The organism is Burkholderia lata, from assembly GCF_902499335.1.
Lineage (GTDB): Bacteria > Pseudomonadota > Gammaproteobacteria > Burkholderiales > Burkholderiaceae > Burkholderia > Burkholderia lata_B.
In genome coordinates this window covers 344,392-366,107 of the sequence record NZ_CABVQK010000005.1, presented here as the reverse complement: position 1 = coordinate 366,107, position 21,716 = coordinate 344,392, and the positions used below count along the sequence as shown (strand labels likewise).

Sequence of the window (21,716 nt, the reverse complement as noted above, 5' to 3'; positions counted from 1 at the left end):
TCTGACACGGAAGCCATGAACGTCTATCTGCTGCAGATCGTCAACGGCATCGGCGTGGGCATGCTGTATTTCCTGCTCGCCGTCGGCCTGTCGATCGTGTTCGGCCTGCTGCGCTTCGTGAATTTCGCTCACGGCGCGTTCTACCTGCTCGGCGCGTATCTCTGCTACCAGGCGCTGCAATGGTCGGCGAATTTCTGGGTCGCGCTCGCGGTCGTGCCGCTCGTCGTCGGCGCGTTCGCGTGGAGCGTCGAAAAGCTCGTGCTGCGTCATGTGTACGCGCAGCAGCACGAATTCCACATCCTGGCCACGGTCGGGCTCGCGCTCGTGCTGCAGGAATGCGCGATCCTCGCGTGGGGCCCGCTCGGCGACAACGTGCCGCCGCCCGACGCGCTGAACGGCGTCGTGATCTGGGGCGGCTTCGTCTACCCGAAATACCGGCTGTTCGTGATCGGGTTCACGGCCGTGCTCGCCGCGTTGCTGTGGTGGGTGCTCGAAGGCACGCGGCTCGGCAGCACGGTGCGCGCGGGCAGCGAATCGTCGGAGATGGTGTCGCTGCTCGGCATCAACGTGACGCGCGTGTTCAGCCTCGTGTTCGCGCTCGGCGCGGCGACGGCGGCGCTCGCGGGCGTGCTCGCCGCACCGATCCGCGGCGTCGATCCGTTCATGGGCATCGAGGCACTCGGCGTCGCGTTCGTCGTGGTCGTCGTCGGCGGGATGGGGAATTTTCTTGGGGCGCTGGTCGGCGGGCTGCTGGTCGGCATCGTGCAGAGCCTGATGAGCACGCTGTGGCCGGAAGGCGCGCGGCTGATGATCTATGTCGCGATGGCGGCGGTGCTGCTGTTGCGTCCGAACGGGTTGCTGGGGAGGGCTGCATGATCGAATCGTCGAAACCGCTGCCGCCCGGGACGGCGGCCACGTCACGCCCGCAGCCGTGGCGCGGCGCATTGCAGCGGCCGGAAGGCTGGCTCGCGGTGGCCGTCGTGTGTGTGCTGCCGGTTGCGCTGAGCTCGGGCTCGCTCGCGACCGAGGTGCTGGTGTTCGCACTCGCCGCGCTCGGCTGCAACCTGCTGCTCGGCTACACAGGGCTGCTGTCGTTCGGGCAGGGTATCTTCTTCGGGCTCGGCAGCTACGCGGCGGGGCTGGTGCTGACGCACGGCGTCGCATCGGTGACCGCCGCGCTGGTTGCGGCCACCGTGCTCGGTGCCGTCGCGGCCGCGCTCGTCGGCTGGTTCTCGATCCGGCAGCGCGGCACTTACTTCGTGATGCTGACGCTCGCGTTCGGTCAGCTGTTCTACTTTCTCGCCTACACGACACCGGACGTCACGGGCGGCGACAACGGGCTGCTCGACATCCCGCGCCCAGCGCTGTCCTTGTTCGGGCATCCGCTCGTTTCACTCGATTCGCCGTGGCGCTACTACGGCTTCGTCGCGGTGCTGTTCGTCGCGGTGTTCTGGCTGCTGTTGCGCGTGTCGCGCTCGGTGTTCGGCCGCACGCTGCTCGCGATCCGCGACAACGAGGCGCGTGCGGCGGCGGCCGGCTACGACGTGAAGCGCTTCAAGCTCGCGGCGTTCGTGATCTCGGGTGCGGTCACGGGTTTCGCGGGTGCGCTGCACGCGTTGATGACGGGCATCGCGCCGCTGTCGAACATCGACTATCACACGAGCGAGATGATCCTCGTGATGACGGTGATCGGCGGCACGGGCAACCTGTTCGCGTCGGTGCTCGGCGCGGCGTTCTATGTGCTGTTCGCGGACTGGCTGTCGACGCTGTGGCCGCGCTGGCTGCTGCTGCTCGGCCTCGTGCTGATCGCGGTCAGCCTGTTCGTGCAGCGCGGGTTGTGGGGATTGGGTGAACGCGTCGTCGTGTCGCTGCGACGCGGCGGACGCACGGCGGCGACGACCGGGGAGCGGCAATGAGCGAAGCGATTCTCGAGGCGCGCGGCATCGTCAAGCGCTACGGCAAGTTCACGGCGCTGGGCGGCGTCGATCTGCGGATCATGCCGCGCACCGTGCATTCGGTGATCGGGCCGAACGGTGCGGGCAAGACGACGCTGTTCCATACGTTGACGGGCACGCTGCCGATCACGTCGGGCTCGATCCTGTTCGACGGTCACGACGTGTCGCGCGAACCCGATCACCGGCGCGTGCGGCGCGGCATCGCGCGCTCGTTCCAGGTGACGAGCCTGTTTCCGAACCTGAGCGTGCGCGAGAACCTGCGCGTTGCCGCGCAGGGCGTCGAATCGCGGCGTGCGCTGAATCCGTGGGCGCCGCCGCGCGGTGCGCTTGCGCACGACGGCATCGTCGACGACGTGCTCGAGCGGCTCGGCCTGCAGCGCTTCGCCGATACGGCGGCCGGCGTGCTGTCGCACGGCCAGCAGCGCCGGCTCGAGGTCGGGATGGCGCTGGCGGCGCGACCGCGCGCGATCTTTCTCGACGAGCCGACGTCGGGCATGGGGATCGACGATCTCGACGACATGAAGGCGCTGATCCGCGGCCTGCGCGACGACTACACGGTCGTGCTGATCGAACACAACATGGGCATCGTGATGGACATCTCGGACACGATCACGGTGATGCAGCAGGGCCGTGTGCTGGTCGAAGGCAAGCCGGATGCGATTCGCGGCGACGAGCGCGTGCGCAGCGCGTATCTCGGCAACATGATCACGGGAGGCCGCGCATGATGCTCGACGTGAAGGAAGTCCATGCCTGCTACGGCAAGAGCCACATCCTGCAGGGCATTTCGCTGAACGTGAACGAAGGCGAGACGGTGACGCTGCTCGGCCGCAACGGCGCGGGCAAGTCGACGACGCTCAAGACGATCGCGGGCGTCGTCGCGCCAACCGGCGGCACGGTGACGTTCGCGGGCCGGCCGGTGTCCGGGCAGCCCGCGCATCGCATCGCCGCGCGCGGCCTGTGTTTCGTGCCGGAGCATCGCGGGATTTTCCGCCTGCTGTCGGTCGAGGAGAACCTGCGGCTCGGTGCGCGCCGCGATTCACCATGGCAGCTCGACGACATCTACCGGATCTTCCCGCGCCTGAAGGAGCGCCGCCGCAACGGCGGCGCGCAGTTGTCGGGCGGCGAGCAGCAGATGCTCGCGCTCGGTCGCGCGCTGATGAACCACCCGCGGCTCTTGATGCTCGACGAGCCGGTCGAAGGGCTCGCGCCGGTGATCGTCGAGGAGATCGTCGAGCAGCTGAAGCAGATCAAGGCGGCCGGCGTCGCGATCCTGCTCGTCGAACAGAACCTCGAAGTGTGCACGCAGCTCGCCGACCGCCACTTCGTGATCGAACAGGGCGTGATCGTCTACGAAGGCAGCAACGCGGCATTCGCGGCCGATCACGAGGTGAAGGATCGTTACCTGGGCGTCGGCGTCGCGTAAGCGCCGCGCCCTTTCATTGCGAGGAATTCCATCGATGCAAGTTCAGGATTCGACATCGGGCGTCGCGGCGTCCGGCTTGCGCGTCGACGGCGCGCGGCTGTGGGACAGTCTGATGCGTCTCGCGCGGATCGGCGCGACCGACAAAGGGGGCGTGTGCCGCCTCGCGCTCACCGAACTCGATCGCGAGGCCCGCGACCTGTTCACCGCGTGGGCGAAGGAAACCGGCTGCACGGTGCGCGTCGACGCGATCGGCAACATCTTCGCGCGGCGCGCGGGCGAACGCGACGACCTGCCGCCCGTGACGACGGGCAGCCATATCGACACGCAGCCGACCGGCGGCAAGTTCGACGGCAACTACGGCGTGCTCGCGGGTCTCGAAGTGCTGCGCACGCTCGACGACGCGGGTGTACGCACGCGCGCGCCGCTCGAGGTCGCGGTGTGGACCAACGAGGAAGGCTCGCGCTTCGTGCCCGTGATGATGGGCTCCGGCGTGTTCGCGGGCGCGTTCACGCTCGACCATGCGCTCGCGCAGTGCGACCGCGACGGCGTGTCGGTGCGCGACGCGCTGGCTGCGATCGGCTATGCGGGCGATGCGAACGACGGGCGCGGCGCGCATCCGGTCGGCGCGTATTTCGAAGCGCATATCGAGCAGGGCCCGGTGCTGGAGGCGCACGATACGACGATCGGCGTGGTCGAGGGTGCGCTCGGGCAGCGCTGGTATGACGTGACCGTGCACGGCATGGAGGCGCACGCCGGCCCGACGCCGATGGCGCTGCGGCGCGACGCGCTGCTCGTCGCGTCCGATCTCGTGCGCAAGGTGAACGACATCGCGTGCGCGCATCCGCCGCATGGACGCGGCACGGTCGGCTGGGTCGACGTGCACCCGAATTCGCGCAACGTGATTCCGGGCCGCGTGACGCTGACCGTCGACCTGCGCGCGGCCGACGATGCGACGCTTGCGGCGATGGATGCCGACCTGCGGGCGGCGTGCACCGACCTGGGCGCATCGGCCGGCATGCCGATCGACGTCGAGCAGGTCGTGTACTTCCCGCCGCAGCCGTTCGACGCGACGCTGGTCGAGCAGGTTCGCGCGGGCGCGGGCGCGCTCGGGCTGTCGTCGATGAACGTGATCAGCGGGGCGGGCCACGACGCCGTGTATCTCGCGCGCGTCGCGCCGACCGCGATGATCTTCGTGCCATGCAAGGACGGGATCAGCCACAACGAGATCGAGGACGCCGATCCCGCGCATCTGGAGGCCGGCTGCAACGTGTTGCTGCATGCGATGCTGGGTGCCGCCGGGATCGCGGAGGGCCGCGCACGATGAAATTCCTGATCGCGCGGATGAACCACGAAACCAACACGTTCTCGCCGGTGCCGACGCCGCTCGCCGCGTTCGGCCGCCATGGCCCCGACTGGGGCGACGATGCGCATCGCGCGAATCGCGGGATGCGCACCGCGATGGCTGCGTTTCTCGACGCGGCCGAGCGGGAAGGCGCCGAGATCGTGACGCCCGTATCGGCGGCCGCGAACCCGAGCGGGCCGGTCGCGGCCGATGCATATGCGGCGATCTGCGACGCGATCGTCGCGGCGGCGCCCGGCTGCGACGCCGTGATGCTCGACTTGCACGGCGCGATGGTCGCCGAGCAGAGCGCAGACGGCGAGGGCGACCTGCTCGAACGCGTGCGCGCGGCGCTGCCCGGCGCGCCGATCGCGGTCGCGCTCGACCTGCACGCGAACGTCACGCAGAAGATGGTCGATCACGCGGACGTGATCGTCAGTTTCAAGACCTATCCGCACGTCGACATGTACGAGACGGGCGAGCATGCGGCGCGCGTGCTGCTCGACCGGCTGCATGGCCGCGCGCGGCCGGTGCTCGCGTGGCGGCAGCCGCCGCTGATGGCGTCGACGCTGCGCAGCGCGAGCGCGGAAGGCGCGATGCAACGCGCGGTGGAGGCCGCACGCGCGGCCGAGGCTGACGGGATGCTCGCGGTATCGGTGCTGCCCGGCTTCTCGCTCGCGGACATTCCCGCGCCTTGCATCAGTGTGGTCGTGGTGGCCGATGGCGACCGGGCGGCGGCCGACGCGGTGGCCGAGCGTATCGCGCGGCAGATCTGGGACGAGCGCGACGCGTTCGTCTACCGCAGCGCGCCGCTCGCCGAATCGGTCTCGCAGGCCGCGGCGCTCGCACACGGCGCGGATCGCCCGGTGCTGATGCTCGATCACGGCGACAACTGCATGTCGGGCGGCCCGTGCGACACGATGGATCTGCTCGAGGCCGCGCTCGCGCAAGGCCTCGACGGCATCGTCAGCGGGCCATTGTGCGACCCGCAGGCCGTCGCGGCATTGATCGACGCGGGTGTCGGCGCGACCGTCACGGTACCGGTCGGCAACCGCATGCCGTCGCACGGCGGTGTGCGGCGAGAGCCGTTTCGCGCGACCGGCATCGTGCGCGCGCTCACCGACGGCGAATACGTGATCACGGGGCCGACTTACACGGGCCAGCGTGCGTACATGGGCCGCACGGCCGTGCTCGACATCGGCGCGGCCACGCTGGTCATCACCGAGCGTACGCAGGAGCCGTGGGATCTCGGCGTGTTCGAGAGCGTCGGCGTCGATCCGCGCCGCGCGCGCTTCCTGCTGCTGAAGTCGCGGATGTATTGCCGGCCGGTGTTCGTGCCGATCGCGGCCGCGCTGGTCGAGTGCGACAGCCGCGGCGTGACGGGTTCGGACTACGGGCTGTTCCGCTACGAGCGGCTTGCGCGGCCCGTGTATCCGCTCGACGACGTCGGCGAGTGGTCGTGGTCCGGCGCGCGACGGGCGGATTGACCGAAACGAACCGGGTGCGAGACGCCGGATTCGCCGGCTTTCGGGCATCATGCGATGGCATCGACCCGTCGAGCAGCAGGGTCGAGCCATTCATTGCGTCCGCAACCGATCCGGAGAACCGACCGCCATGCATTCGAATCCTTTTCGCCCGCGCAGCGCGCGCCTGCTCGCCGCGCTGACCCTCGCCACGACGGCCGTTGCCGCGCACGCCGCCGACTGGATCGTGTCCGGCAACGACGGCAAGTACCAGCGCGTCGAAGGCCGCGACACCTATCTGGCTTCGCCGCCCGCCGACACGCTGACGCTGCTCGACGCCAGCACGTTTCCGCCGAAGGTCGCGCTACAGGTCGACGTCGAGAACGGGATCCAGGGCCCGCCGCAGGCCGTCGCGATCACGCCCGACGCGAAGCTCGCACTCGTCGGCGCGCCGACGCGCTACGACACGGCCGCGAAGCAGCTCGTGTTCGACACGTTCCTGCAGGTCGTGAGTCTCGACGCCGCGCCGCCCGCGATCACGCGCATCGAACTCGGCACGCATCCGCAAGGGATCGCGATCGACCGCTCGGGCAAGCTCGCGCTGGTCGCGAACGTCGACGGCAGCGTGTCGATCCTGCGCATCGACGGCACGCAGGTGACGCTCGACGGCAGCCTGAGGATCGGCAAGAAGCGGCTGGCCGGGATCAGCTTCACGCACGACGGCAAGCATGCGCTCGTGTCGCTGCGCGACGAGCAGGGCATCGCGGTGCTGAACGTCGACGACGGCAAGGTGACCGACAGCGGGTCGCGCCTGAGCACCGGCGTCGCGCCTTACACGATCGACGTGTCGAGCGACAACCGCTGGGCCGTCGTCAGCAACGTCGGTCTCGCGGGGCTGCCGGGCTATGCGGGCACCCTTGCGGGCGATGCCGATACCGTCGCGCTGATCGACGTGTCGCGCGTGCCGTTCCGCACGGTCCAGTACCTGACGGTGCCGTCGCTGCCGGAAGGCGTCGCGATCTCGCCGAACGGCAAGTGGATCGCCGTGCAGGCGATGGACGGCTCGAACCTGACGGCCGATAACCCGGGCCGCCACAAGATCGGCAAGGTGCTGCTGTTCGAAATCCGCAACGGGCAGGCCGTGAAGGTGAGCGAGTTGCCCGGCGGCGAAGCCGCGCAAGGCATCGTGTTCACGGCCGACAGCCGGCACGTGATCGTGCAGTTCAACGTCGAGCGGCAGCTCGCGCTCTATGCGGTGGAAGGCGGCAAGCTGCGCGATACGGGCAAGCGGATCGCGCTGACGGGCGGGCCTTCTTCGTTGCGGACGTTGCCGAGGTGAGGTTCGGGCGGGATCGAGAGGGCTGCGTGCGGTAATCAATCAACCGCACGCTTGCTCCCTGTTCCGATCGCGCCGAGGCCGCGTTCGACGCGTGCGGTCGCGGCCTCGGCGCTGGCTAGTGCCGTGCGCTCGACTTCCCGAGCTGCAGACAGCGAGCCTTGCGAGGCCTGTGCCGCGTAAAAATCCTTGGCGACGGCCGCGAATTCCGTCTGCAATGTCGCCAACTGATTGGCCTGGGCCGCGGCCAGTAGTTCCGTCGCGTTCCGCAGCGAGGCCGAGCGGCCGCCAAAGTCGTACAGGACCCAACTGAGCGACACGCTCGCGTTCTGAAGGCGGGTCTGATAGTTCGAATCGTATTGCGGATACCCCGTCACATGGTTGTGCGCGACGTCCTGCGTGCCTTGCCAGCTGCCGTTGAGCGTCGGCAGGAACGCGGCACGTCCGACGCCCACGGCTGCTGCCTGGATCTTCACGTTGGCCCACGCCTGACGTGTTTTCGGATGGTTGCAAAGCGCGCGCTCGACTGCTTCCTGCAATCTCAGCGGCGAGGCCAGTGCGCCGAACGTGCAGACGCCCTTGCCTGCGCCCGGCATGCCCGCGGCCGGCGACGCCGGCACGACGCTGTGGGTCATCAACGGGTCGAATGCCCATCCGGGCGTCGCGATGACCAGGCCGGCCGCCAGCACGCCGGCCCCGATCCGGATAGCGTTCATGCAGGCTCTCCTGCGCGCTTTCCACGAGCGGCCCGACCAGATAGCGGGCGACCGATTGCCGGCCCGTCGTGACGTCCGCTTTCGCACTCATGCCGGGCGAGAGCGATATCCATCGGCTGTCGATCCAGATCCTGTTCGATTTCAGCCGGATTTGAACCGTGAACGAGAGGCCGAGCTTCTTGTCCTGCACTGCGTCGCGAGACAGGCTGACGACGGTCCCCTCGATCATGCCGTACCGCGTATAGGGAAACGCGTCGAGCTTGACCGCCGCACGCTGGCCGACCTTCAGGAAGCCCACGTCCTTGTTTTCAACGGCAGCGTCGACTTCCGCCTGCCTGCGTGGCATGGGCTTCGAACGACAGGATGGCGTCCTGCTGGCGACGGGCGATGATGGAGTGCTTGCCGCTCCGGTCCAGGCAGAGCGCGGGCAGCGGCGTCGAAAGGCTGATCACCTCGCGCAGCGGCATGGCGAAGCTGGGCGGCATCCGTCGCGATGCCGTGGAGTCTCGCAATGGTCACCAGGCAGGCCAGCGCCGGATCGATTGGAGCATGCGTAGATGCTTCATTTCTATCGGAGTGTCCACGACGGTCTCTTGTAGTTTTCCCCCGCGCCTTTGCCACACCTTTCTTTCATATGAAAGATTTTCATTGAGTCATGAAGGAAACTTGAAAGAAAGATGGTTTTTCATGAAGAAGCATTGGAAATTAGCGTTCGGGGTGTCGTACGGTCAAATTATTTAATTTTGTTCATGTATTAATTTGTTTGTCACCTGTCATTTGAAAATTCATGGTTTTCAAATTAATCATGTTTGCGTGGTTTGCATGCGTTGGCTCTTCAATCATGCGTGGGTAGTTCAGGGAACGCGAGCTGGGGATTGCGGAGACTCTGGTTCCGACCAGACGGAACGATATGGGCGAACGGGCTGCGAGCGTTGATGAGCAGCGATCGGAGAATGCCGGATCCTGTTGCTGGGCAACTCGATGCGGAAGCAGGCAACGTCGCGCCAGAGCCCGATCGTCTACCAGACATCGCCTCCAGTTTGGTGAAAAGCATGAATTATCTGACATTGCTTTAAAAAATACTTTCTGTTACTCGTTGACGCTGGTTGTTGTTTCATTTCATGATCGGAACACTTTCTGTATCGGAATGCGTTAGTCGTGAAAGGTGCGCAGTGAGTTGAGAATATCGATGGCGATCGATCTCGACCCTTCCGGAATGAATGTAACGAATGAAAATGAAAGAAACGCGTGGGCGAATACATTCCGGTTCCGGCGCGCGCAAACCAGAGGGTCAAGGCTGCGTCGGTGTCGAGGAACGGTCTGATCCTGGAGGGAGTGCGACGACGAGACAGGAACGTCGTGAAGCAGTTTTGTAAATGTTTAATCATACTAAATAAAAGCAAGGCCGCCTGTAAAACGTCAAAGGTATGAAGTGGAATGCCGATGGTGTAGAGCGCGTCGCCAGCATGATGCTTTACGTCCTGCGTCGAACGAAACCACACACGATCGAGGAGCAAATAATGTCGACCAGTGCATCTGTCAATGATGTTGCCGGCCTTCAATCAAACGGAACGAATACCTACCAGGTGACGCAACCGAACGTTACCGTGTCGCCGGACAACACCGATTTCGACGTTTAGTCAGGTGCGTCGTTGAACCTGACGGGTTCGTCGAATACGGTGACTGCGGAAAGCGGCGGCGGACTGGAATAGGCGGATCACGCCATTCACGAAATACGACATGCCTCGTCAGCATGTCGAACCATAGCGGGAGTTTGGATGTCATTGGACGGCTACTACATTAACCTTGATCGATCGGTTGCGCGGCGCACCCGTATCGAGAAACAGATTCATGCGCTCGGTCTCGCATCGATGATACGGCGGTTCGCTGCCGTGGACGGCGAGACTGCTGGCCCATTCGATGCGGCACTGAAAAATGGAACATGGGCATGTCGGCAGTCCCATGAAAAAATAATAGATGGCGGGGATGCGGAGTCTTCGACGATCATTTTGGAAGATGATGTTGAAATCAGCCAGGCTTTCCCCGATATCGTGACGAACGAAGCCATGCAGAATTTCATGGAGGACGAGCCGACAACGGATATCGTGTTTCTCGAGTGTGGGTTCGCGTGGAGATTTCTGCCGCTTCTGCTGGCGAAAGCGGATAGTCGAATGACCTGGCGCTCGTCTCCATCTGGAAAGGACGATTCCGGACGCTTCAATTTGTCCTCCGTCGACATCCTCGATGCCAGAGGCATATATTCATGGTCCGCCGCGGCCTACATTGTGACTCCCGCAGGAAAGCGGACTCTGCGCAGTCTTTTTTCGACCCTGCGTGATCAACCCGATGTCCCGATCGATGTGTTGTACAAACACTGGATGGACACAGGCGAACTGGAAGGAAAAATACTCATACCGTTTCTGGCGACGCCGCACAGCGAAATTTCATCCACTATCGATCATGCTCCGTCCGAGCTGGTTGACCCGGTGCCGGTCGAATGGATCAGCCTGTTTCGGCGCCTCCTGTTCGCAGGCGACCACCGCCTCAACCTGACGGAACTCGAGGCGAAGATGGAAAGGTATGCGGCTCCGCTTGAAACCTCGCCGGAGTACCGACTGGGAATGCGGGCATATGAACGCTTTCGCACGAGCGTGCGGCCTGACCTTTGAGCTCACTGGAGAGGCCGGGTTGCATAATCACGTTAGTGTTTTCGCCTGGTTTCCGCGTCGGGGGTAAGTACAAGACCAGTACCGTCTATGAGGGGGGCCCTCACGAGACGGACTTTTACGTACGCTAAGCCGCAGGCCGAAGCGACCCGAAAGTGTTGAAGGAAGCCGTCAAAAGGACCGTAGCCGCTAAACGCAAGCCTCTGAATATGACGATGCCCTATCAGATCATCGATGACCTGGCGGCCACACTCGCCAAGTTGTCGGACGCCGAAGTGCTGAATGAACTGGTCGCCGTTCCACCACTGGCCGACGAGGCCGACCCATGTTGGAATGACAAAGAGTATTGGCACCGGGTTGCTTACCCGTACGCGGCATTGTGGAGTGTGGCAGCGGAACGGAAGCTGTGGGCCGCCGTCCCTTTGATTCTTGATCGGGCGTGTTTGGGCGACCCTGGCGAGGTTATGCGAAACCTGTGTCATGCGCTCGAGGCGATCGTCGAGCCAGACTGGTCGGCACTCACGTCCCCGTGTGTTGCGGCACTTGTGTCGCCACGCCCTGGCACTCGATACTGGGCTGCATTTGAGTTGGGGAGACTGCGGGACCCGGTGGCAATCCCGGCTTTGGAGCGAGCATCCGGGGATTCTGTGTCGGAGGTGCGGGAGGAGGTAGCGTCGGCACTCAAGCGAACGCGAATCTGAGCGTCATAGCGCTCCTGGAATTGCCGATTGATATTGAGCTGGGCGAGACGGTCTCGATCAGGCGCTTGCTTCTATCCCGGCTGGCTCACATTATCTGCAAGCGACGAAACTCAAATCGACAGCCCGGCATCCGGTTGCCGCTTCGACACAGGATGGTGGCGCGTTCTTTCATCGCGAAGTTGTTCGATTGCCCAGCAATGGCGCCAGCATACGCGACTGCGGAATCTGGATGATCGTTTCCAGCGCCGCCGCTTCCAGCCTGCGACGTTGCTCGACATCCCGAACCAGCTCGACGCACGCATCTACGAGTGCGTCATAAGGTGCCGCGCGGAATCCGCCCATATAGTCGGAATCGACAGCGGTCGTCGCCGACACTTCGCCAACGATCGCCTTGCTGTTCGTCATCAGGTAGAACACGCGCACGATCTCGAAGATGTGCGACGCATAGTGATGCAGGTTCAGCACGACTTTCGCGCGTGCGATCAGCGCGTCGCGGGCTTCCCCGTAAACGCCGTAGACTGAATGCACAGTCAACCCGCGCGCGGCCAGTCCGTCCAGCACGGCCTGTCGGCGCGGCCCGATCGAGCCGTAGAACAGGACGTCGATGTCCTGCTCGACATTCGCAGGAATACGGCGCAACGCCGGATGAAAACCGAGTTTCAAATAGTGAGTATCGCTTATTCCGACGCTGTGAAGCTTCGCGAGATTGCGCTCGCTGTAGTCCCAGGTCGAGAAACGCGACGTCCAGAAATAGATGCGCTCGTTCCATTCGCACTCGTCCACGTGAATCTGCTCTGTGTTGACGACGATCGTGTCGGCTGGCACGTGCGTGATCGAACTCGGCTCGGCGTGGTGGCAGCCGATCAGAATGTTGCGCGCGTCCGGCATCACATTGTTGTCGTTCATGTACACGTCGTGGCCGAGATCGCGCAGGCCGTATGCGATGACTTCCGCGAGCTCGTCGAACGCCGCCGTATTCGGGTTGTCCGGCGCGCGGACGATGCAGAGGTTGTATTGCACGATGTGGTTTCCGTTTCAGGTGCCAAGATCGCGGAGCTTCGCTGCCGCTTCGTCGAACACGGGCCGCCAGTTGGCGAACGTCGGCTGCCTGTACATTGACGCGCTCGGATAGAACGGACTGTCGCACCGGTCGCGCTGCCGCACCCAGTGCGGATTCGCATCGAGCTGCACCCAAGTGAACTGGCCGGGCGCACCGCTCAGGTGTGCGACAGACCTACAGGCTGCAATCACGAGATTGATCGCGCCAATGAAGACGGCCGTATCATCGAGCGTTTTCCATTCGTGCGCCGCGTCCGGCATGTCAAATCCGGCCGACCGCGCCGCTTCGACGTCATGCTGCACGTCGGGTCGCAGCGAGTGGCTGTGGCTGCTTGCACTTGGAACGGGATGTGCCTGCAATTGACGCCGTTTCCTACTCGAAATAACTGCAACTGTTTTGTCGCCCGCGCTCGGATTATCTGAGACTGTGAGTGTATTTAATGTAAATCCGGCCGAATTATTTTCAATTGATTGGTAATTGGTGGGAACTCGAGTGCAAAACTTGCTACAAGAAGGATTCAGATATACCAACACTACACTGTCGTCGTTTCGATCGTGTTGATTGTAACTGCTATCGATGAATACGCGATGAAGCATCGCAAGTCACCGTAATGGCGATGGCGGTACTGGTCTTGCGGTTACGTTAGAAATCCCGTCTATTGAGGATTGTTCTGAATGATCCGATCGCCAAATCCCGAGTTGTCCGAGTTTGCCTGCGGGCTGAAGTCATGCCGATCGCCAATCAGCATGTGACTGCATCCGCTGCTTTTTCGCATTAGCCAGCGCGGGGTGAGCACTCGGTAGTTCGAGAGTATTCCCAACGCCGATCCGATATCGCTTCTGTGCCGCAGAATGGGAATGCCCGGCCAGTTCGAGCGGCGATTCACTTTGTTCAAGCGTCTGAGTTGCGCTTCTCATCGCCTGATAGCTATTTTCGACGTTCAGTCGGGCGCGTCGTTGAACCTGACGGGATCGCCGAATACGGACATTACCGAAAGCGGCGCCGGCGGGTCAGTCAACACGGTGCTTGCCCTTTCCGTTCCCTCGGCGCTACGCGAGTGCTGCGCTGAAAACGCGCGACGTTCTGTGCAGCAGCGCACATCATTCTCATTTGTTTAGTTAAACAAGCTGAAAATTCGGGAAACTTCTTGTGGTGAATAAACAGCCGTTGCGGCACTGTAAGCCCCTGGGAAGGATGTGACGTTCCCGGAGACAGGGCGGTGGAGGCGACGGTTGTGGCGGCAACGATCGTCGCCGGGTATTCGCATGTGAAAGTCGGCGCGGCGTCGCTTGGGGAGACCAGCCGACGTCACGCCGCGCGGCATCGATGTGCCGCGCAAGGCCGCAAGCGAGGCGGCGTGCCGGATGATCGTCGGCGCCGGATCAATCGTTTTAATTAACGGTACTAATCGAAAAAATGAAAAATCCACGACTCTTGCTCGTCGCCGCGATGACTTGCGCGGCACTGGCCGCGTGCGGCGGCGACGACGTGAACGGTGTGAAGACGGCCAGCAACGGCGCGGGAGACACGCCGTCGACCTCGGGGCCGTCGCAACCGTCCCAGCCGGATCAGCCGGCCCCGCCGAAGCGCATCAACATGGCGTTGACCCAGTTCGTCAATCCACTCATCGGCACGCAGGTCAACTCGGATTCCGGCTACGCGGGTAACGTGAGCCCGGGCGCGATGGTGCCGTTCGGCATGGTGAATTTCGGGCCGAACACGCCGCGCTACAACTTCAACGGCTCGGGCGGCTACCTGTCGTCGGGCGGGTCCGGCGGCACGATCGACTTCTTCAGCGTGACGCACCTGAGCGGTGTCGGGTGCCCTGGGCAGGGCACGGTCGCGATGCTGCCGACCGATGCGGCGACGGCCGTCGCATCGGGCGGCCGGCCGATCGGCATCGGGTACAGCTACGCGGATGAAACGGCAGAGCCCGGGTACTACAAGGTCCGCCTCGCGAACGGCATCGTGACGGAGTTGAGCGCGACCGCGCGCGCCGGCATCGCGCGCTTTACCTATACGAACAAGGACAAGGGCTTCTTCTCGATCGACGCGAAGCTGAACGGCAACAGCGATTCGGGTGCCACGAAGGTCACCGCGAACAACGTCGCGCTGGCGCTCGCGAGCGACGGCAAGTCGATGAGCGGGCAGGCGGTGGCGCCCGCGTTCTGCACGCCGTACGGTACGGTGTGGAATGCGCCCGTGTATTTCTACGCGACCTTCGACAAGCCGCTGCGCAAGCAGGCGGGCACATCGGCGGTGAATACCGCCAGCAACGGCGCGGCGACACTGCAGTTCGACCTGACCGACTCAGACCGGACCGTCACCGTGAAAGTCGGGGTCTCGTCCGTCAGCGTCCAGAATGCGCAGGCCAACTTGAAGGCCGAAGGCGAGAAGGTCGCGTTCGACGACGCACGCAAGAACGCGTCCGGCCTGTGGAACGACCGGCTCAACACGATCCAGATCGACCAGGCTGCAACGCCCGCATCGCTGGACGCGACGCAGAAGGCGAATCTCACGAAGTTTTATACCGCGCTCTATCGCGTGTTCGGCACGCCGACGCTGTACAGCGACACGAACGGCGAATTCCGCAGCATGCGCCAGCCGAGGAGCGCGGATGGCAGCTACCCGAAGTCGGTCGACCAGACCGGCACCATTCCGTCGCGCGCGACGGCCAAGGTCGGCGACTATGCGTTCCGGCGCGCCGATGGATCGCAGGGCGGCGCGGGCAACCACTACACGGGCTTCTCGCTGTGGGATACCTACCGGTCGCAGGCGCAGTTGCTGGCGCTGCTCGCACCGAAGGAATCGAGCGACATGATGCAGTCGCTCGTCGTCGACGCGTTGCAGTGCGGCGCGTTCCCGCACTGGGTCGACGGCAGCGACGACTCGACGCCGATGGCGGGCGACAACGCGCTGAACGTGATTGCCGGCGCGTACAAGTTCGGCGCGACCGATTTCGACCTGGTGTCGGCTGCCCGCCTGACGAAGCAGTCCGTGTTCGATCCGTCCAGCGCGTGCAACGACCGCACGAGCGCGGCAGGGCTCGCCAACTTCCTGACGGCCCACTACCTGTCGCAGAGCGACGACGGTCATTCGTCGTCGGCGACCATCGAGCGCGTGCTGAGCGACCGTTCCGCGGCCGCGTTCCTGCAGGCGCTGCCCGCCAGCGTGCTGAACGCGCCGTCGGTCGGCGTGACGGCCGACAACATCGGCACGCTGTACACGCGCGCCGGGTGGTGGCGCAACATCTTCGACTACACGAACAAGGTGATTGCCGCGCGTAACGCGCCGCCGGCCGGCTCGGCGCCCGGCACGCTGGGCATGCTCGTGCAGGGTTCGTTCCACGAATCGACGGAACCGAACTACTTCTGGACCTTCGCGCAGGACTGGAGCGCGCTGATCGACGCGGCCGGCGGCAAGCAGGCGGCCGTCACGCGGCTGAACAACCTGTTCGCGATCACGACGCCGTTCTCGACCGTGCCGGACTCCAGCGACCTGAACGGCGGCGAATCGTCGAACAACCTGTACATCGGCAACGAACCGTCGTTCCAGTCGCCGTGGGGGTACAACTGGGCGGGGCAACCGAGCGGCGCGCAGTACGTTCTCCCGATCATCATGTCGAAGTCGTTCACAACCTCCCGCGACGGGCTGCCGGGCAACGACGACATGGGCGCGACATCGAGCTGGTACGTGTGGGCGGCGCTCGGCATGTTCCCGGTCATTCCGTCGGAGGCAGGGCTCGCGCTGTCCACGCCGCAGTTCAGCGGGATCACCGTCTGGTTCGGCAACGGCAAGACGCTGCGGCTCGAAAGCGACAAGCAGGTCGCGATGGATAGCTCGGGGCGCCCGTCGTTTGCGTATGTCAAGGCGCTGAAGGTGAACGGTGCGGACTACGCGGGTTCATGGCTGCCGCTGGGCAAGATCGCCAACGGCGGCACGATGAACTACGCGCTGTCCGCGACGCCGACGCAATGGGCGGCCGCCGACAACCTGACGCCGCCGTCCGGGCCGAACGCGGACTACACGCAGATGACGGCTGGCGGGTCGTCAGCCGCGATGCGCATGCGCCAGGCCGGCGCGCGATAAACGCAGGCGGGCGTGCGCAGGGGGCACCCTGCGCGCCCGTCGAGACGACGTCATCCGGGAGAACGACAAGATGAAATCGAAAGCGCGCCGGAAATTCCTGTCTTACAGCGCCGCATTCGTCGGCACGGGCTGGCTTGCTGGCTGCAATGGCGATATCGATCCTGTTTCGGGCGCCGCCGGCACGCCGGGCGCAGACGGCCCCGCAACGGTCACGCCCACCGTGCCGGGCGTGCCGAGCGACCCCGAGCACAGCCTGCTGGCCGCGCAGGAACTCGCCGCGAACTGGACGTTCGCACCAGCGAGCAGCCTGTCGGGCGCCGGCGGGGCGCAACTGTCGGGCGCGGCCGGCGTGACGGGCATGGCGCCGGCGACGGTGCCCGGCACCGTGCTGAACAGCATGATCGTCAACGGCAAGTATCCCGATCCGTTCTACGGCCGCATCGTCACCGACACCGTTCCCGATACGCTGAAGGACACCGACTACTGGTACCGGACGACCTTCGCGGCGCCGGCAAGGCAGCCGGGGCAGCGGCTGTGGCTGCGTTTCGGCGGCGTCAATTACTGCGCCGAGGTCTGGCTGAACGGTGCGCTCGTCGGCAGGCTGGAGGGCGCGTTCAAGCAGGGCGCGTTCGACATCTCGCGGCTCGTGCCGCAGGCGGGCGGCGCGGCCAGTCTCGCGGTGCGCGTCGTCAGGCTGGATTTCTCGGAAGGGCCGCTGCTGCCGAGCTACAAGAGCGGCGTCACGCGCGGCGGACGCAACGGCGGGCCGACCGGCGTCACGCTGAAGAACGGGCCGACGTTCTTCTGCTCGGCGGGCTGGGACTGGCTGCCGACGATTCCCGATCGCGAACTCGGCATCTGGCAGCCGGTGACCTGGTTCACGACCGGCGCGGTGCGTATCGCGTCAATCAACGTCGCGCACACGCTGTCCACCGACCTGTCGCGCGCCGAGCTGCGGCTCGATCTCGAACTGGACAACGGCTCCGGCGCGGACCTCGTCGCGACCGTCGTCGGCACCATCGGCAACGGTGCGCCGTTCCGCCACGACATCCGGATTCCCGCATCGAGCACGACGACGAAGGTGTCGCTCACGTCGTCGGATATCGCGGCGCTGTCGATCAGGCAGCCGCGCCTGTGGTGGCCGAACGGGTATGGCGAGCCGAATCTCTACGCGGTGACGGTCGGTGTCGAGGTGGCGCGCAGGCGCTCGGACGAGCGCACGCTGAACGTCGGCCTGCGTCGAATCGAATATGCGCGCGACATCGGCATGGGCCAGCAGTTGAGCATCACCGTCAACGGCCTGCCGATCCTCGTGATGGGCGGCAACTGGGGGCTCGACGAAGCGCTGAAGCGCATTCCGCGCGCACGGCTGTTCAACCAGGTGCGGCTCCATCGCGACGCGAATCTCAACCTGATCCGCAACTGGAACGGGCAGAGCACGAGCGACGATTTCTTCGACGCATGCGACCGCTACGGGATCCTCGTCTGGCAGGACTTCTTCTTCTCGACCGAAGGAGACGGGTCGGGCCCGGCCAACGTGCCGCGCGATCTCGACGACATCCGCGACGTGATCGCACGCAACCGCCATCGTCCGTCGATCCTGCTCTGGTGCGGCGGCAACGAAGGGTCGCCGCCGCCGGCACTCGTCAAGGGGCTCGACGCGCTCGTCGCCGAGTTGGACCCGCAGCGCCTGTGCCTCACGAGTTCGGCCGGCGATACGGGTGCCGGCGCGGTGAACGGCTATTCGTCCGGCGGCCCGTACAACTGGGCATCGCCGCAGGCCGCGTTCAGCCGCGGCTACGGCACGACGTCGGTCGCGTTTCACAACGAGGTCGGCTCGCATTCGATCCCGACGCTCGAATTCGTCGAATCGATGCTGCCGCCCGGCTCGTACGAATGCCCGGACGACTTCTGGGCCGACCGCGACATGAACGGCAACGGCGCGTACTACCCGGCGGTCGGCAAGCAGGGCGGCGCCGGCTATATCGCGATGACGGCGCTGCGCTACGGCGCGATCCGGAATCTCGCGGATTTCGTGCGCAAGGCGCAGATGATGAACTACGAATGCATCCGCTCGATCTACGAGGCGAACGCGGCCGTGATGATCGGCCCGGTGGCCGGGAAGATCACGTCGCCGGCCACCGGCGTGATCATGTGGATGACGAACCCCGCGCAGCCGAGCTTCGTGTGGCAGATGTACAGCCACGACCTCGAGGCGCATGCGTCGTTCTTCGCGGTGCAGCACGGGTGCCGCCGCGTCAATGCGATTCTCGATGCGAATACCGCCGACGTGACGATCGCGAATCACACGGGGGCAGCCGTCACCGGCCGCGTCGAGATGCGCGTGTACAACCTCGACGGCACGCTGAACAGCCGGGCCGCCGCGGATGTCGGCGGCGTCGCGAAGGCGTCGTATCGCGTGGTGGCGAACCTCGCGTCGGCGCTGGCTGCCGCGAAGTCGGACGTGTGCATCGTCGCGCTTGCGCTGACCGATTCGGGCGGCAATACGCTTGCGGAGAACGTTTACTGGCGGCAACGCGACGGGGGCGACAACGCGTACACGTCGCTCGACACGATGCCGGGCGCGGCCGTCGCGATCCGCGCATCGTCGGCCGAGGCCGACGACGTGACGACGCGCATCACGGTCGACGTCGCCAACATCGGCGCCACCGTCGCGCTGATGACGCACCTGCAGGTGTTCGATCCGTCGACCGGTGCGCGCGTGCTGCCCGCGTTCTACAGCGACAACTACCTGAATCTCTTACCCGGCGGGAAGCGGCAGATCACGATCGACTTGCCGCATGCGAGCGGCGCGCCGGTGTCGCGTGTCGCGCTGCGCGTCGACGGGTGGCGGCTCGATCGCCCGAACTGCCGGCTGGGGCTTGGCGGCGTGCCGGTCGTGTTCAACGAGCGCGCGCTGGCGGTCGATCCGGCGGTGCCGACGTTCGGCGCGTGCTGACGGTGGCGTGTGCCGCGTGACGCCGCGCAAGCGGGAGCGAGCCGGTGAAGCGCCGGGTGAAAGCACGCGGCGTTCGTTTCATGCCGGCCGGCTTGCCGTGACTCGCCAGCGCTTATGGACGCAGCAGGTCGAACCCGCCGAATACGACGACACCGCTCAATACGATCATCGCGACGGAGTGCTGGCCGAAGTAGAGAATCGCGGCGGCAAGCCACGTCGTGATGCAGAAGGCGCCGATGCGGGCCATCGTGTGTTCCTCGAATGCGTGATGAAGTGAGCGCGTGCCGCACGGCGTTCGCCGCTCGAATCGGCGAGCGGCAAACGCAGGCGGACGGAAAAGGCGACCCGCGCGGCCGCGACCGTAGCGCCGGCACGGGTTGCGTGCCGCGCCCGGAAGGGCGGGAGTCGAGGCCGGCGGCGTTGCGCGCTCGCGCCCGGAGGCGGCCGGCGCGCGCGAATCCCGCTGGCGAAGCCGCAATTTTACCAGCGCCGCAGTGCCGCCAATCTGGCCCTTTCGCTGCTAAAACCCGGCGATCTTCGGTTAAATCAGTCCGTCCCCGATACTCAAGTTTCGTGTGACGAATGCCGTAAACAATCTGGAAGGCCCTTTTTACTCCGTCACGACCCATTCCAATACACGGACCGACATCATGCAGATCGACTTCTCCACGACCACGCTATCCCCGCTGGCCGACAGCAGTGCGACCGCAACCAAGCCCGCCGCGACGTCGTCGACCGGCGACGCGACGAATGCCACGAGCACCAATGGCACGACCAGCACGACTGACGCGACCGGCACCAAGGGCACGAAGGATTCGACCGGCGCCACCGGCGAAACGCTCGGCGCATCGGGCGCGTCGTCGGACAGCCCTGCGGTCAGCCAACTGAAGGCGCTGATCGACCGGCTGCAGAAGCAACTCGCGGCACTGCAGCAGCAGATGGCCAGTGCGGCCCAGCGCGCGAAGGACGACCCGGCGGCGGCGATCGAGCAGCAGTCGCTGAGCGCGGAAGCCAGTGCGATCTCGGGCGCGCTTTCGACCGCGATCTCGCAACTCGCGGCCGCGCTCGAGAAATCGGGCGGCTCGAAGGCGGGCGGGCTGGTGTCGACGCAGGCCTGACCCGTTACGGCCGAGATTGCCGCACGCATTACAATCGCAAGCGCGTCTCCCTCGACAGGACGGCTGAACGATGAATGCGGAACTCGACGACGACGACCTCGCCCGCTTCGACGCGCAAGGCGGCACGCCGCTGCCGGCGGCCGATGAGCAAGGATGGCTGGAACACGACGGCGCGCGCATCTGGCACGCGTCGTTCGGCCGCGGCCCGGCGGTCGTGCTGCTGCACGGCGGCCTCGGGCATGGCGGCAACTGGGGCAACCAGGTGCCGGCGCTGCTCGCGGCCGGCTACCGCGCGATCGTGATCGACAGCCGCGGCCACGGCCGCAGCACGCGCGACGACCAACCGTATTCCTACGAACGCATGGCGTCGGACGTGCTCGCGGTCCTCGACGCGCTGCACGTCGATCGTGCGCGCTTCGTCGGCTGGAGCGACGGCGCGTGCATCGCGCTCGTGCTGGCCGATCGCGCGCCGGAACGTGCGGCCGGCGTGTTCTTCTTCGCGTGCAATATGGATCCGGGCGGGACGAAGGAGTTCGTGCCGGGCCCGCTGCTCGACCGCTGCTTCGCGCGGCATCGCAAGGACTACGCAGCGCTGTCCGCGACGCCGGACCAGTTCGACGACTTTGTCGCGGCGGTCAGCGAAATGATGCGCACGCAACCGGATTACAGCGCGCGGGATCTCGCGGCGATCGCCGTGCCGGTCACGATCGTGCTCGGCGAGCACGACGAATTCATCCGGCCCGAGCATGCGGCGTACCTGGCGCGCACCATTCCGGGCGCGACGCTGACGACCTTGCCCGGCGTGAGCCATTTCGCGCCGCTGCAGCGACCCGCGCGGTTCAATGCGGCGATGCTGGCGTTCCTCGACCGGCTTCCAGGGTGATGCACGCA

At 65.3% G+C, this 21,716-nt stretch carries 21 protein-coding genes and 1 pseudogene; 15 read left to right on the top strand and 7 right to left on the bottom strand.

What is annotated here, in order from left to right:
• Positions 1–15: 15 nt before the first annotated feature.
• The 7 genes from BCO18175_RS14735 to BCO18175_RS14705 all read left to right on the top strand — a co-directional run bounded on the left by BCO18175_RS14735 (position 16) and on the right by BCO18175_RS14705 (position 7,519).
• The gene (locus tag BCO18175_RS14735) at positions 16–876 is read left to right on the top strand and encodes a branched-chain amino acid ABC transporter permease (RefSeq protein WP_174981902.1); all 861 of its coding nucleotides are present in this window, start codon (positions 16–18) and stop codon (positions 874–876) included.
• Entirely contained in the window at positions 873–1,916 is a 1,044-nt protein-coding gene (locus BCO18175_RS14730; protein ID WP_174972340.1) for a branched-chain amino acid ABC transporter permease, read from the top strand. The genes BCO18175_RS14735 and BCO18175_RS14730 overlap by 4 nt, the downstream gene beginning before the upstream one ends.
• On the top strand, positions 1,913–2,680 hold the full coding sequence (locus BCO18175_RS14725) for an ABC transporter ATP-binding protein (protein ID WP_174981899.1): 768 nt from the start codon (positions 1,913–1,915) through the stop codon (positions 2,678–2,680). Before BCO18175_RS14730 ends, BCO18175_RS14725 begins: the two co-directional genes overlap by 4 nt.
• Positions 2,677–3,378 (top strand): ABC transporter ATP-binding protein, encoded by a 702-nt coding sequence (locus tag BCO18175_RS14720; protein WP_174981897.1) that lies wholly within the window; start codon positions 2,677–2,679, stop codon positions 3,376–3,378. Before BCO18175_RS14725 ends, BCO18175_RS14720 begins: the two co-directional genes overlap by 4 nt.
• Before the next feature lie 34 nt (positions 3,379–3,412).
• Complete coding sequence (locus tag BCO18175_RS14715) at positions 3,413–4,702, top strand: Zn-dependent hydrolase (RefSeq protein WP_174981895.1); 1,290 nt, start codon at positions 3,413–3,415, stop codon at positions 4,700–4,702.
• A complete protein-coding gene (locus BCO18175_RS14710) occupies positions 4,699–6,204 on the top strand; it encodes a M81 family metallopeptidase (protein ID WP_174981894.1) in 1,506 nt (501 codons plus the stop codon). Before BCO18175_RS14715 ends, BCO18175_RS14710 begins: the two co-directional genes overlap by 4 nt.
• 127 nt (positions 6,205–6,331) lie before the next feature.
• Positions 6,332–7,519 (top strand): beta-propeller fold lactonase family protein, encoded by a 1,188-nt coding sequence (locus BCO18175_RS14705; RefSeq protein WP_174981892.1) that lies wholly within the window; start codon positions 6,332–6,334, stop codon positions 7,517–7,519.
• 35 nt (positions 7,520–7,554) lie between these two features.
• On the opposite strand, the gene BCO18175_RS14700 is transcribed toward BCO18175_RS14705, so the two are convergent.
• The 3 genes and pseudogenes from BCO18175_RS14700 to BCO18175_RS14690 form a co-directional block, all read right to left on the bottom strand.
• A complete protein-coding gene (locus BCO18175_RS14700) occupies positions 7,555–8,232 on the bottom strand; it encodes a TolC family protein (RefSeq protein ID WP_174981891.1) in 678 nt (225 codons plus the stop codon).
• Positions 8,233–8,425: 193 nt separating this feature from the next.
• Positions 8,426–8,578, bottom strand: a pseudogene (locus BCO18175_RS40610) (HlyD family efflux transporter periplasmic adaptor subunit); the annotation flags it as partial.
• Positions 8,541–8,717 carry a hypothetical protein gene (locus BCO18175_RS14690; protein WP_174981889.1) on the bottom strand — a complete coding sequence of 59 codons (177 nt, stop codon included), beginning with the start codon at positions 8,715–8,717 and terminating at the stop codon, positions 8,541–8,543. The pseudogene BCO18175_RS40610 and the gene BCO18175_RS14690, both read right to left, overlap by 38 nt.
• 942 nt (positions 8,718–9,659) lie before the next feature.
• Here BCO18175_RS14690 and BCO18175_RS14685 point away from each other — a divergent pair.
• From BCO18175_RS14685 to BCO18175_RS41005, 3 genes are all read left to right on the top strand, one after another.
• Positions 9,660–9,872 (top strand): hypothetical protein, encoded by a 213-nt coding sequence (locus tag BCO18175_RS14685; protein WP_174981888.1) that lies wholly within the window; start codon positions 9,660–9,662, stop codon positions 9,870–9,872.
• Between the two features lie 138 nt (positions 9,873–10,010).
• Positions 10,011–10,901: a glycosyltransferase family 25 protein gene (locus BCO18175_RS14680; protein WP_174981886.1), complete on the top strand. Its 891-nt coding sequence runs from the start codon at positions 10,011–10,013 to the stop codon at positions 10,899–10,901.
• 206 nt (positions 10,902–11,107) lie between these two features.
• Complete coding sequence (locus BCO18175_RS41005) at positions 11,108–11,599, top strand: HEAT repeat domain-containing protein (RefSeq protein WP_368040721.1); 492 nt, start codon at positions 11,108–11,110, stop codon at positions 11,597–11,599.
• A gap of 168 nt (positions 11,600–11,767) precedes the next feature.
• Here BCO18175_RS41005 and BCO18175_RS14670 read toward each other — a convergent pair whose 3' ends face one another.
• The 4 genes from BCO18175_RS14670 to BCO18175_RS14655 form a co-directional block, all read right to left on the bottom strand.
• The gene (locus BCO18175_RS14670; RefSeq protein ID WP_174981882.1) at positions 11,768–12,619 is read right to left on the bottom strand and encodes a hypothetical protein; all 852 of its coding nucleotides are present in this window, start codon (positions 12,617–12,619) and stop codon (positions 11,768–11,770) included.
• A 15-nt stretch (positions 12,620–12,634) separates the two neighbouring features.
• Positions 12,635–12,961: a hypothetical protein gene (locus BCO18175_RS14665; RefSeq protein WP_174981880.1), complete on the bottom strand. Its 327-nt coding sequence runs from the start codon at positions 12,959–12,961 to the stop codon at positions 12,635–12,637.
• Positions 12,962–13,384: 423 nt separating this feature from the next.
• The gene (locus BCO18175_RS41000; RefSeq protein WP_174982255.1) at positions 13,385–13,639 is read right to left on the bottom strand and encodes a TolC family protein; all 255 of its coding nucleotides are present in this window, start codon (positions 13,637–13,639) and stop codon (positions 13,385–13,387) included.
• 134 nt (positions 13,640–13,773) lie between these two features.
• Positions 13,774–14,088: a hypothetical protein gene (locus BCO18175_RS14655; protein WP_174981877.1), complete on the bottom strand. Its 315-nt coding sequence runs from the start codon at positions 14,086–14,088 to the stop codon at positions 13,774–13,776.
• Between BCO18175_RS14655 and BCO18175_RS14650 the strand changes: the two genes are divergently transcribed.
• From BCO18175_RS14650 to BCO18175_RS14630, 5 genes are all read left to right on the top strand, one after another.
• Positions 14,076–16,748, top strand: coding sequence for a glycoside hydrolase domain-containing protein (locus BCO18175_RS14650; protein ID WP_254608076.1), 2,673 nt, complete (start codon positions 14,076–14,078; stop codon positions 16,746–16,748). The two genes, BCO18175_RS14655 and BCO18175_RS14650, sit on opposite strands and share 13 nt — an antisense overlap.
• 70 nt (positions 16,749–16,818) lie before the next feature.
• Positions 16,819–19,707 (top strand): glycoside hydrolase family 2 protein, encoded by a 2,889-nt coding sequence (locus BCO18175_RS14645; RefSeq protein WP_174981876.1) that lies wholly within the window; start codon positions 16,819–16,821, stop codon positions 19,705–19,707.
• A 16-nt stretch (positions 19,708–19,723) separates the two neighbouring features.
• Positions 19,724–19,984: a hypothetical protein gene (locus tag BCO18175_RS14640; protein ID WP_174981442.1), complete on the top strand. Its 261-nt coding sequence runs from the start codon at positions 19,724–19,726 to the stop codon at positions 19,982–19,984.
• A gap of 373 nt (positions 19,985–20,357) precedes the next feature.
• Positions 20,358–20,825, top strand: coding sequence for a hypothetical protein (locus BCO18175_RS14635; protein WP_174972328.1), 468 nt, complete (start codon positions 20,358–20,360; stop codon positions 20,823–20,825).
• Between the two features lie 70 nt (positions 20,826–20,895).
• Positions 20,896–21,708 (top strand): alpha/beta fold hydrolase, encoded by an 813-nt coding sequence (locus BCO18175_RS14630; protein ID WP_174972326.1) that lies wholly within the window; start codon positions 20,896–20,898, stop codon positions 21,706–21,708.
• Positions 21,709–21,716: the final 8 nt, after the last annotated feature.

What these genes read in the sequence shown, in the direction of transcription:
- BCO18175_RS14705 (WP_174981892.1), top strand. Translation starts at nt 6,332, where the DNA reads ATGCATTCGAATCCTTTTCGCCCGCGCAGCGCGCGCCTGCTCGCCGCG.
- BCO18175_RS14630 (WP_174972326.1), top strand. Translation starts at nt 20,896, where the DNA reads ATGAATGCGGAACTCGACGACGACGACCTCGCCCGCTTCGACGCGCAA.
- BCO18175_RS14680 (WP_174981886.1), top strand. Translation starts at nt 10,011, where the DNA reads ATGTCATTGGACGGCTACTACATTAACCTTGATCGATCGGTTGCGCGG.
- BCO18175_RS14690 (WP_174981889.1), bottom strand. Translation starts at nt 8,717, where the DNA reads ATGCCGCCCAGCTTCGCCATGCCGCTGCGCGAGGTGATCAGCCTTTCG.
- BCO18175_RS14715 (WP_174981895.1), top strand. Translation starts at nt 3,413, where the DNA reads ATGCAAGTTCAGGATTCGACATCGGGCGTCGCGGCGTCCGGCTTGCGC.
- BCO18175_RS14635 (WP_174972328.1), top strand. Translation starts at nt 20,358, where the DNA reads ATGCAGATCGACTTCTCCACGACCACGCTATCCCCGCTGGCCGACAGC.
- BCO18175_RS14730 (WP_174972340.1), top strand. Translation starts at nt 873, where the DNA reads ATGATCGAATCGTCGAAACCGCTGCCGCCCGGGACGGCGGCCACGTCA.
- BCO18175_RS14650 (WP_254608076.1), top strand. Translation starts at nt 14,076, where the DNA reads ATGAAAAATCCACGACTCTTGCTCGTCGCCGCGATGACTTGCGCGGCA.
- BCO18175_RS14685 (WP_174981888.1), top strand. Translation starts at nt 9,660, where the DNA reads ATGAAGTGGAATGCCGATGGTGTAGAGCGCGTCGCCAGCATGATGCTT.
- BCO18175_RS14720 (WP_174981897.1), top strand. Translation starts at nt 2,677, where the DNA reads ATGATGCTCGACGTGAAGGAAGTCCATGCCTGCTACGGCAAGAGCCAC.
- BCO18175_RS14735 (WP_174981902.1), top strand. Translation starts at nt 16, where the DNA reads ATGAACGTCTATCTGCTGCAGATCGTCAACGGCATCGGCGTGGGCATG.
- BCO18175_RS14645 (WP_174981876.1), top strand. Translation starts at nt 16,819, where the DNA reads ATGAAATCGAAAGCGCGCCGGAAATTCCTGTCTTACAGCGCCGCATTC.
- BCO18175_RS41005 (WP_368040721.1), top strand. Translation starts at nt 11,108, where the DNA reads ATGACGATGCCCTATCAGATCATCGATGACCTGGCGGCCACACTCGCC.
- BCO18175_RS14710 (WP_174981894.1), top strand. Translation starts at nt 4,699, where the DNA reads ATGAAATTCCTGATCGCGCGGATGAACCACGAAACCAACACGTTCTCG.
- BCO18175_RS14725 (WP_174981899.1), top strand. Translation starts at nt 1,913, where the DNA reads ATGAGCGAAGCGATTCTCGAGGCGCGCGGCATCGTCAAGCGCTACGGC.
- BCO18175_RS14700 (WP_174981891.1), bottom strand. Translation starts at nt 8,232, where the DNA reads ATGAACGCTATCCGGATCGGGGCCGGCGTGCTGGCGGCCGGCCTGGTC.